Here is a 10255-nt window from a genome sequence, read left to right on the forward strand (position 1 = left end):
TTTTGAAGTTATTATGACAGTCTAAAAGGAGAGCCCATGTCAGAAGACAATAGACTACCAAAGAACTTCAGAAGTTCACCAGATTTAGAGAACTTCTACCGCTTTATTTATGAAAATAACTTAAGAAGTGAAGCGAAGAAAATTTTTGAAGCGTTAAAAGTCGCTACAACTCCTGTAAAGAAAAGAGGAAGAAAGAAAAAGTCTTAATCCTTGTATCTATCAACAAATTCATTATAAAATATAAGATGCCCGTTAATAAACGGGCTTTCTTATATTATACCAAAGGATCAACATGGAAGTTGTCTCAAACGCTAAATTAGGTCTAAAAGTTTATGATCCATTATATGGATTCATCGACTTAACTCCACTTGAGATGGAGATCATCCACAGCCCATTCTTTCAAAGGCTACGCTGGATTAAACAACTAGGGTTTTCATTCTACGTTTTTCACGGTGCTGAACACTCACGCTACGGCCACTCAATTGGTGTACTTAATAATGCTCACCATATTCTAAGGTCAGTTGGCCGCGGTGTGGAAGATGGTGAATTATTTCAAAAAGTTCAAAAGACAAAAGAGGCCAAATATCATCAGGCCATTCGCGTCTCAGCTCTTCTTCACGATATTGGAACATTCTGTTTTTCTCACACAACAGAGATGGCCTATATCAAGATAGGGGAGACAACAAATAAGAAAGGTGGAAAGGGATTACAAGACGATCACGAAAATCTTGGCTCTTTCATTATTAAGAATACTGACTACGAAGGTGGACTTACTCGAATTCTAAAAGATCATGGAATTGATCCACAAGAAGTTTCAGACCTTGTTAAAGGTACGCACTCGTCAATTCTTGCCAATCAAATTCTTCACTCAGAAATTGATTGTGACCGTATGGACTATCTTCTAAGAGATGCTCATTACACAGGTCTTAAGTATGGAACATACGATAGAGAATATCTTCTACACCATTTCACGACAGAAAAAGTTGCAGGCCACGATATTCTAGCAATTAAAGAGAATGCACTTCACTGTGTCGAAGATTTCTTAAGTGCGCGCTTTGCTTGGTACTCGCAAGTCATTCGCTCACCACGCGGATCAAAGTATGATGCAATTGCAGATGCTCTTTGTTATCACATGTTAGAGAAGGGCCATATTTATCGCTATAGTGATTTACTTGATATTATCAGTAATGATCCAATGCGCTTCTATGGTTTTAACGACTCATACTTTATGAATACAATCCACAAGCTTCTTGTCGATGGAGAGTTTGATAAATATGCAGATATCAAAGATATGGCGCGTATTCTTCTGCTACGTCATGGTGCCAAAAATATTGATACAAGTGACTTCTCGCAATCTCTACTTGAGCAAGATAATGTTGGCTTTAATGATAAGCTCTTTAAGAAGACAAGTAATAAGGCCAATGACATTGTTAACTTTGTGAAAGATAAGGGAAGTGATGCTGATTGGGTTATTCCAGATATTCCTAAGAAGAAAATTATCTTTGTTAAGAGTCCAAGAGAGCTTGCAAAGAAAACAAATACGGCAAACCTTCTGTTAGAGCGTGATCCTGTTAAGATTAGTTTTGATGATGGACAGGTAAAGCTACTCGCTGATGTTGAAAACTCGATAATATCAAAGCTTTCAAACGTAATGAGTTATACGCCAAATTGTTTTTGTTCAGATGGTGCTTATAATTTATTAAAAGACGAAGGCGTTATCTAACTTTCTTTGCACGCTCGATAAGGGGTAAGTAGATACCTTCTAAACTTGCCCCATCGTATTCAATCTTTGTCAGATTTCCTGTGAGTAGTTCTAAATTTGAATTTACAAACAGCACTTCTGTATAACTCTCAAAAGTAGGGTAATCCCTTATAAATGCCTTCTCTTCAATCGAATTTTCAAGATTTAAAAGTAGGCAGATTATATTTGCACTTCCTCTTCTTTGTGGAATTCGAGGAATGATAAAGCTTAAGTTTTCAATGAGATTATTGAGGTACTCATCTCTTTGCTCTTGCCCGTAAGTAACCATGGTCTTATTTGTAATAGAAAAGAAGGTTGCCTCAACTCCCATAAAACGATGGGACTCATTATCAATTGATAAGAGAGATATCGTTTCATCACGAGGAGAGAGAATATACTGACAAGTTAGCTTGTCGTAGGGAGGCACAAAAATGAACTCTTCAAAGCGGTCTGAGGAATTTTTATTTAATCCAATGACCTCAATGAAATTAGATTCAACCTCACCGCATAACATACCAACAGTAATTGCACGTATACGACTATTTTGATCAAGATATTCGTTACAAAGAACTTTGTCTGTAAAGGCCAGCGTGACATTGACTCCAAGTCCATCAACTTTATTTGTTTTAAAACGAGGGCCAATATCGACAGGTGTATCGATGACATAGATGATGTCATAAAATGAAAGATTTCTACTTTCTCTATCTCCATCAACACTACTATCTTGCAAGAGGGAAGATAGAAGGTGAGCATCGAGCTGCTTTCCATTAATTTTTTCAAGCACTTTGACCTCTCTTATACAGATTTGCAGCTGATTCTACGTAGAAAATTTGTTTCCATCAATAGCTGAAATATTAAGATTTACTTATTTGACGCGCATAGTCGGTCTTTTTATCTACCTTTGCTTAAAATCTGATTTTGTTATAAAATTAGAGAGTGGCAAAGAGGATTTTTGCCCAATTCAAGTTAGGAAGATTTGAATATAGAAATGAAGGACTCATATCAATGATCTCAAGCAGTTACGCGAATCAAGCAAGTAATTTATTTGGAAACCAGAATTTGAATACAAATATGTATTTTACCCTGGAAAATGTCACTGTTGATTACAACGGTATCAAGGCCATCTCCAATATCAATTTGCAAATTAGGAAAGGTGAAATTGTTTTTGTTACTGGGGCCTCCGGAGCAGGTAAGACAACGCTTTTAAATGTTCTCGCTGGTAATGTTTCACCAACAGGTGGAACGATTAAAATAGAAGATCGCATTTTTACAACACAAGTTTTTCAAGATCTAAGACTAATTGAAAATATGAGTCTTATCGATAATTTACAATTTGCATTTGATCCAAGTGTTTATCGCTCTCGCAAAGAATTTGAGAGCGATCTAAGCGAACTAATTAAAATTCTAGGAATTAAAAATCGCGTAAATCTTAAGGCCAAGGATGCTAATGGGGGACTGAGACAAAAGGTTGCCATCATTCGCGCCCTTCTTGCAAAGCCAGATGTATTTATTGCGGATGAGCCATCAAGCTCCCTAGACTTTGATAATACAAAAAGACTTTTTGATTTATTAAATATCTATAATGCGAAAAGAGGGACTACAATTATTTGGGCCTCTCACAATCGCGAATTAGTACAACGTTTCACGGGACGTATTATCCACTTAGATAACTCTCGTCTAATACACTCGGGGCATGCATGTTTTATTTAAAAGAATTAGCTCGTTTCACAAAAAATAATCTTTTTGGGCAAGCGCTTTTTTCTCTTTTAACAATCTCACTTGTTATTTCTGTTTCAAATTATGACAGTTTCAAGAAGAAGATTTCAAATGCGCTTCCGGCCATTCAAAATGAATACTACTTCAATGCTCTTGTTGATGGGGACTTAAATACAAGTAGTATTTCAAGAAAAATTAAAGGGCTTCCTGGTGTAAAGGGTGTTGAGGCCATTAGTGCAACAAAGAGCATGGCCGTTACAAACGAACTTAAAGATGTTCTTGAACTTGGTAAAGATGAAATCACATCGATTATTTCAATGAAAGGTCTAAAGATTATCTTAGATGAAAAAGTTTCGGAGAGTTCGACAAATCTAATTAGAGAATACTTAGTGCGTCTTACTGGTAAAGATAATGTTGTTCTAGGAAGCATTAGAAAGAAAATCTCAAATACTCAATCTTGGAAGAATGTGATGACAGAACTAAAGAGAAGACCTCTTCAAGTACTAATTACAGTTCTTTCTCTTTTTTGGGTTGTAGCATTTATGACAATTAGAAGAAATTTAAAACAGGTTTCTTATCTTGTTGAAAAGTTTCAAAGAAAGAAAAATGTAGCCTTCAAAATGTATACAGTAAATATCGTTACTTCAATTCTTATTGGTTGTGCTCTTTCATTTGCATTCTTCTCTCCAAATGAGGTGTTTGCGTTAATTGTAAGTGGAGCATTATTAACAACTTCTGCGTGGTACACGATCGGGAAACTTGAATGGCAAAAAGCTTAGTTCTTTTCACAGTACTTTTAATCTCTTCTGTTTCAATGAGGGTGCAAGCCGCTCCAAGTCTTAACGCGATCAAGGGGAAGGTTACAGACTCACGCACTAAGATTGATAATTATAAGAAATCAATTCAGTCTATTGAAACAAAGCTTCAAACTAAGAATGAGGACTATCTTCAGGCAATGAAATCAAGGCAAGACCTTGATTATCAAATATTTGAATTAGAAAAGAATCTTAACCAATCTCTCTTTGACCTTGAAGCAGATAAGGTAAGAGTAAAGAAAACGATTCGCCATGTGGCCCTAAGCTATATGGAGAACTCAACACATGAAGATCTTATTAAGAGTCAGCTTCTCTTAAGATCTCTTAAGAATGAAAAGAAAGAAATTCAATCAAAAATTGACTACTGCACAAACTTAAAGAAAAAAACTTTTGAGCTTAGAGCTCGTTTAAGTGAAACTGTAAAGATTGAAAGAGAGCTTTACACTTTACTACAAGAGCTTGAGACTCGTAAAAGTACTACTGTTCAAGAGTTCTTAACTGAAAAAGAAAATCACGAAAAATTAAAATCAGAATATAGTAAACTTAGAAAATCTCAGCGCTTAGCGAAGCAGAAGGCCCAAGCAAAACTTAATGCAAGAAAGGCAAAGAGTAAGAGCTCAACTTCTACAAAGCTTGTAGCAAACTTCGCTGTTCCAGTTAAGAAGTATATCTCTACTGAAAATGGTAAGAAGGGGATAACTTATACTGTTAAGAGTGGACAAGAAATCTTTGCAACAAAGGCCGGAAAGGTTGAATACGTAGGCTCACTTGCAAACGTTGGTAATGTTATTATGGTTGATCATGGAAATGATATCCGTAGTATTTATCTTGGAGACTTTGCTTCAAGTGTAAAGAAGGGACAGGCCGTCGATCTTGGCTCTTCTGTTGCTAAAACAAGGTTCTCAATTAAGAAGGGGAATCTAAGTAAGGTTTACTTTGAAATTAGAAAGAAAAATACAGCACAAAATACAGCTCAATTAATTAATACTAAAATTAATATTTAAAATTAGGAATAATAATGAAAAAGCTATTTGTTGCTCTCATGCTGACGGCATTTGTAGCACCTGTACAAGCAAAAGAAACGACGAAGTCGCGTTTTGAAAAACTCGAACTCTTCAATAAAGTTATTCATATCATTGAAACAAATTACTACCGTAAGGTTGATATTGATAAGCTCATTGATGGAGCACTAAAAGGAATGTTTCAAACACTTGACCCTCACTCTGCATTCTTAGATGAAGAAGTCTTTAAGAAGATGCAAGAAGACACAAGCGGGGAGTACGGTGGACTCGGGATCGAAGTAACACAAAAAGACGGTGTTCTTGTCATCACAACTCCAATTGAGGATTCTCCAGCAGAGAAAGCAGGACTACTTCCAGGAGATAAGATTGTTGAGATCAATAATGAATCAACAATTGGTATTACTCTAGATGAAGCTGTTGATCGTATGAAAGGGGAGCTTGGTACAGTTATTAATCTTGGTATCCTAAGAGCTGGCGAAAAAGATATTCGTAACTTCAAGGTAAAACGCCAAAAGATTAAAACAAAACCTGTTAAGTCATTTGCTGTAAATAACTACGCTGTTATTCGTTTAAGCCAATTCCAAAAAGATGCGGCAGCATATGTTGTAAAAGCACTTAAGAAAGAAAAGAAAAAACTTGGTAAGAATTTTAGAGGTGTTGTTCTTGATCTTCGCTCAAACCCAGGTGGTCTTTTAAATGAGGCCGTAAATCTTTCTTCGATCTTTCTAAATGATGGCGTCGTGGTTTCAACTGAAGGGCGCGATCCAAAGAATAAAGAAATTCGCTATGTTAAAAAGAGTGGCCATAAAGAATTAGATATTCCTCTTGCTGTACTTATTAATGGTTCAAGTGCTTCTGCTTCCGAGATTGTTGCAGGTGCTCTACAAGACCATAAGCGCGCTCTGATTGTGGGAACAAATTCTTTTGGGAAAGGAAGTGTACAAACTGTTTCTCAAATTTCAGAGGAACAGGGAATTAAACTTACAATTGCTCAGTATATGACTCCAAAAGGAAGAAAAATTCAGGCCCTTGGAATTAAGCCAGATGTGCAAGTTTCTCAGGTTGAAGGTGAATTTGTTGAAGAGCATATGTATGATGATGGTGGGGTAAGAGAAGTTGATCTTAGAAACCACTTAACAGCAACAGTTGAAACAGAAGAAGAAAAGCAGGCTCGTCTTAAACGTGAAAAAGCAGCTCGTCTAAAGAGAATTGAAAGAGCTAAAGAAATCAATAAAAAGAAAGAGGAATCACCTGTTCATAGAAAGTATGCAGCAGACAAGGACTACCAAGTTCTACAAGCGATCAAATTCCTAAACGCAGTCAATAAATTTTAAGATATTAAATTTTTATTCAAATATTGAATTACTTTAATAAGGCCACCTAATAGGGTGGCCTTTTTATTTTCAAAAACTTATTAAACAAAACTGATTAATTTTGAATATTTACACAGCTTTTTTGCTGTGGAATTGGATTGATAATTATTGTATAATAAGCGAGTGAGTTGTGGGAAATAGACGGGCCAAAGATATTATCAAAATACTCAAAAATAATGGTTTTGTTCAAGTTAGTCAGCGTGGTTCTCACAAGAAGTTTAAAAAGGGATTGGTTACTGTCATTATCCCTGATCATGGAGGAAAAGATCTTGGTTTCGGTCTTATAAAGGCAATTGAAAAACAAACCGGCGTAAAATTGATTTAGAGGGAAGGTGATTTCATGATTAAATACAAAGCTAAATTCACAAATGATTCAAATGGTATCAATGTTATATTTCCAGACTTACCAGGGTGCTTTTCCTACGGTGAAAATAAGGAAATAGCAATGGCCAATGCAGTTGAAGCGTTAGACTTATATCTTGAAGAAGCTAACGATCCAAAGTGGCCACTTCCAAAAGCTAAGAATCATAGAGGCGAGAATTTTAATTGGGTTACTCCAAGTCCAGAGATATCGATTCCTTTGATGATTCGTGAAGCTCGCAAATCACGCAAGCTCACTCAACAGCATGCCGCGGATCTTCTTGATATGAAGCTTCAGACATATCAAAAGCTAGAATATATTAGAAAGTCAAACCCAACAGCAATGACACTTCTTAAAATTGCAGAAGCTTTTAAAGTAAAATTTGAATTAGCTGGATAATCTTCAAAAAAGGTGCTGTGCGTCTTCTCACTTTCTTTAATATTTTGCATCATAAAGGGATGAATAATAAAGTCCCATCAGTCTCACAACTCGTTAATCACATAAAGAAAAATCTCGAGTCTAATTACCAAAATATTAGTGTAACAGGAGAGGTTTCAAACCTTAGCTCCTCTGGTGCTGGACATTGGTACTTCTCACTTGGTGATGGTAATGCACTTATGCAAATGGCCCTCTTTAAAATGGATGCCATGAGAAACCCGATAATCAAAAATATTCGCGCAGGAGATAAAGTCATTGTCTCTGGCTCCGTTTCTGTTTACCCAACTCGAGGAACGTTTCAATTAATTGTGAAACGAATCGTTCCAGCAGGTAAGGGTGATCTTCAGGAGCAATTTGAATTACTAAAGAAGAAGCTACAGGCCGAAGGTCTTTTTGATATGAGTTCAAAGCAACCGATACCGACGATGCCAAAACGCATTGGTGTTATTACGGCAAAGGGAGCCGCGGCCTTGCAAGACTTTTTAAATGTATCTCAAAGACGATCTGAATATCATCAGGTACTTCTTTCTCCGGCCCTAGTTCAAGGAGTCAATGCTCCAGCTTCAATTCGTAAGGCCCTTGAGAAACTCATTGCATATCACTTGAAGGCAAAGGAAGAAGGGCGCACGAAAGATATGTTAGATGTTATCGTTCTCACTCGTGGTGGTGGCTCGATGGAAGACCTTTGGGCGTTTAATGATGAGGCCCTGGCCTGGGATATCTACAATTGTCCAATTCCAACCATTAGTGCCGTTGGACACCAGGTCGACTTCACGATTTCTGATTATGTGGCCGATCTTAGAATGGAGACACCTTCTGCAGCAGCTGAAGTTCTAACTCAAAAATTTATGGCGTTAGATTCTGATATGAATCGCATTCGTAAGGATTTAAAAGGTGCCATGAATATGGAACTTCGTCGCCGCTATGATATCCTTTCTGAAACGTCACCGAAAAGTTTCCTCATTGCTCTTAAATCGAAAATTTCAGATTATAAACATGAGCTTGAAAAGCTAAATCTAATTAAGAGAAAAGAACAGATCCTTTCTCTCTATGAATATACATTTGAGCTAGATCGCCTAAGCCGTGATCTTGTGAAAGCTATTCAAAATAAAATTGTGAATTATAAAAATAAGAATATGGAATTTGAGAAAATCCTAGGGGCCTTAAATCCAAAAAATGTTCTGACTCGTGGTTATGCCTACACGCAAATTGGTGACAAAGTGATTAGTTCTGCTAAAGACATGGTAAAGCTTGAAAATGTCGATGTGGATATTCACTACGCTGACGGTAAGGTGACTCTTCACAAGGGAGCTCGCTCGTGAGTGCATCACTTGGTTTCCAAGATAGTGAAGTTAATTCACCGAAACAGAATTTTTACTATCACTCAAATATTGAAATTGATGAAGAACTAGAGCGCAATTTAAATTACTCTGGATTTAGTTCTAGTGACTATGAATTCGATTTCTCAATTGAATCGAGTATTCCTCTGATTGTTAAATTGGAGGGCCATATTATTGAGATTGAGACGATTGAAAATCTTAAAGAGCTTCTGCACTTTAAAAGAGAGCTTGCTAGAGTTTTTAAGCTAAACTCAAGTATGGCCAGTGCTAATCTCGATGAGATGGAAGTTGCGGGCCTTTATCTTGAGAAGGTATACCAAGACAACGACGACAATTTCATTCCAGAACTTTTTAAAATTTCAGAAATTAAAAATGAATTCAATATTAAGGTAATCGATAAGGCCGATTCACATCTTTACCCGGTTAAAGAAGACTACTGCTTTGAAGATACAGCTTCTTACTATCTACTTACGGTAAAGGGGGAGAAGGAAGAGGCCCAGAAGGCGGCCCTGGCCATTGCCAATGTTATCCAACTAATTAATGCAAATGAAGAAGAGCTCTCAAGTGAGCAGCTTGGTGTGACAGATTTAATTAATAATCTAACTTATCCAGTTGTTATCATCAGTGACGACGGAATCGTTCACTATCACAATGACCACTTTCTAAAGCTTGGAATCACACCAAATAATCTTATCAAAAATCTTGAGTCAGGATGGATTGATATTGATGATCAAAAATATAAAATCCTCTCAAGTACGACTTCAAACCTAAGAACGATCTGTCTTGTAAAGCAGGAATTCAATTATACCAAGTCTCACTCTGAACTTGGTATTATCACAAGCTCCATTGCCCACGAACTTAATAATCCTCTTGCTGGAATTCTTGCGGCCATTAACATGCTTGAGCTTGAAGAGTGGGAAGAAGACGATTTAACAATTCTAAATGAAATGAAGGCGTCAACAAATCGTTGCAAGAGCCTAATCAATACTTTCCTTGGTTTTGCCAAGGTCAATGATCAGCTAAGTCGTCAAAGTACATTTGAGAGTATCCTTCAGCAGGCAATCTCTCTACTGAGCAATCGTAAAATCGAATCTGGAATATCAATTCAAACAAATATTTCGAATGATCTCAAAGAACATGCCATCAGTGGTGCGAGTCTTCCAATCATTCTCTACTTAATCCTTAGTGAGATGATGACGCTTAAAAATCACGAACTCTTAATTGATGCTAGCTTTAACTCGATCGATTGTAACTTCTATCGTCGTGAACACGACATCATTCTTACGGTAAAGAATCTCAATATCGAAGGACAAAAGAGTAAAATTTTAAACCGCTTAATTATCCACTTACTTGCACTTGAAAACTCTCGCGTTGAGATTCATGGGCAGGAGATTGTGATTTATAATCTGATTTAAGCACCCGCGTATAATTGACTCAGATTCATTCCAA

At 36.7% G+C, this 10255-nt stretch carries 11 protein-coding genes; 10 read left to right on the top strand and 1 reads right to left on the bottom strand.

Annotation, left to right across the window (positions count from 1 at the left end; genetic code table 11):
* Positions 1–36: 36 nt before the first annotated feature.
* Both ABMA76_RS10550 and ABMA76_RS10555 read left to right on the top strand, forming a co-directional pair.
* On the top strand, positions 37–207 hold the full coding sequence (locus ABMA76_RS10550) for a hypothetical protein (protein ID WP_021266323.1): 171 nt from the start codon (positions 37–39) through the stop codon (positions 205–207).
* Positions 208–292: 85 nt separating this feature from the next.
* Entirely contained in the window at positions 293–1723 is a 1431-nt protein-coding gene (locus ABMA76_RS10555) for an HD domain-containing protein (protein WP_393061553.1), read from the top strand.
* On the opposite strand, the gene ABMA76_RS10560 is transcribed toward ABMA76_RS10555, so the two are convergent.
* A complete protein-coding gene (locus tag ABMA76_RS10560; protein ID WP_393061555.1) occupies positions 1716–2525 on the bottom strand; it encodes a hypothetical protein in 810 nt (269 codons plus the stop codon). The two genes, ABMA76_RS10555 and ABMA76_RS10560, sit on opposite strands and share 8 nt — an antisense overlap.
* Positions 2526–2677: 152 nt before the next feature.
* Between ABMA76_RS10560 and ABMA76_RS10565 the strand changes: the two genes are divergently transcribed.
* The 8 genes from ABMA76_RS10565 (at position 2678) to ABMA76_RS10600 (ending at position 10221) form a co-directional block, all read left to right on the top strand.
* Positions 2678–3451, top strand: a complete 774-nt coding sequence (locus ABMA76_RS10565) for a cell division ATP-binding protein FtsE (protein WP_392857211.1) — start codon at positions 2678–2680, stop codon at positions 3449–3451.
* Positions 3439–4236, top strand: coding sequence for a hypothetical protein (locus tag ABMA76_RS10570; RefSeq protein WP_392912248.1), 798 nt, complete (start codon positions 3439–3441; stop codon positions 4234–4236). Before ABMA76_RS10565 ends, ABMA76_RS10570 begins: the two co-directional genes overlap by 13 nt.
* Positions 4221–5276 (top strand): murein hydrolase activator EnvC family protein, encoded by a 1056-nt coding sequence (locus ABMA76_RS10575; protein ID WP_392912250.1) that lies wholly within the window; start codon positions 4221–4223, stop codon positions 5274–5276. Before ABMA76_RS10570 ends, ABMA76_RS10575 begins: the two co-directional genes overlap by 16 nt.
* Positions 5277–5290: 14 nt before the next feature.
* Positions 5291–6628, top strand: coding sequence for a S41 family peptidase (locus ABMA76_RS10580; RefSeq protein ID WP_392857207.1), 1338 nt, complete (start codon positions 5291–5293; stop codon positions 6626–6628).
* 169 nt (positions 6629–6797) lie between these two features.
* On the top strand, positions 6798–6992 hold the full coding sequence (locus tag ABMA76_RS10585; RefSeq protein WP_392912252.1) for a type II toxin-antitoxin system HicA family toxin: 195 nt from the start codon (positions 6798–6800) through the stop codon (positions 6990–6992).
* A gap of 15 nt (positions 6993–7007) precedes the next feature.
* Positions 7008–7427: a helix-turn-helix domain-containing protein gene (locus ABMA76_RS10590; RefSeq protein ID WP_392912254.1), complete on the top strand. Its 420-nt coding sequence runs from the start codon at positions 7008–7010 to the stop codon at positions 7425–7427.
* 59 nt (positions 7428–7486) lie between these two features.
* A complete protein-coding gene (gene xseA / locus ABMA76_RS10595) occupies positions 7487–8788 on the top strand; it encodes an exodeoxyribonuclease VII large subunit (protein WP_393061557.1) in 1302 nt (433 codons plus the stop codon).
* The gene (locus ABMA76_RS10600) at positions 8785–10221 is read left to right on the top strand and encodes a histidine kinase dimerization/phospho-acceptor domain-containing protein (protein WP_393061559.1); all 1437 of its coding nucleotides are present in this window, start codon (positions 8785–8787) and stop codon (positions 10219–10221) included. The genes xseA and ABMA76_RS10600 overlap by 4 nt, the downstream gene beginning before the upstream one ends.
* Positions 10222–10255 lie beyond the last annotated feature (34 nt).

It is taken from the genome of Halobacteriovorax sp. ZH5_bin.2, from assembly GCF_043196375.1.
Taxonomy (GTDB): domain Bacteria; phylum Bdellovibrionota; class Bacteriovoracia; order Bacteriovoracales; family Bacteriovoracaceae; genus Halobacteriovorax_A.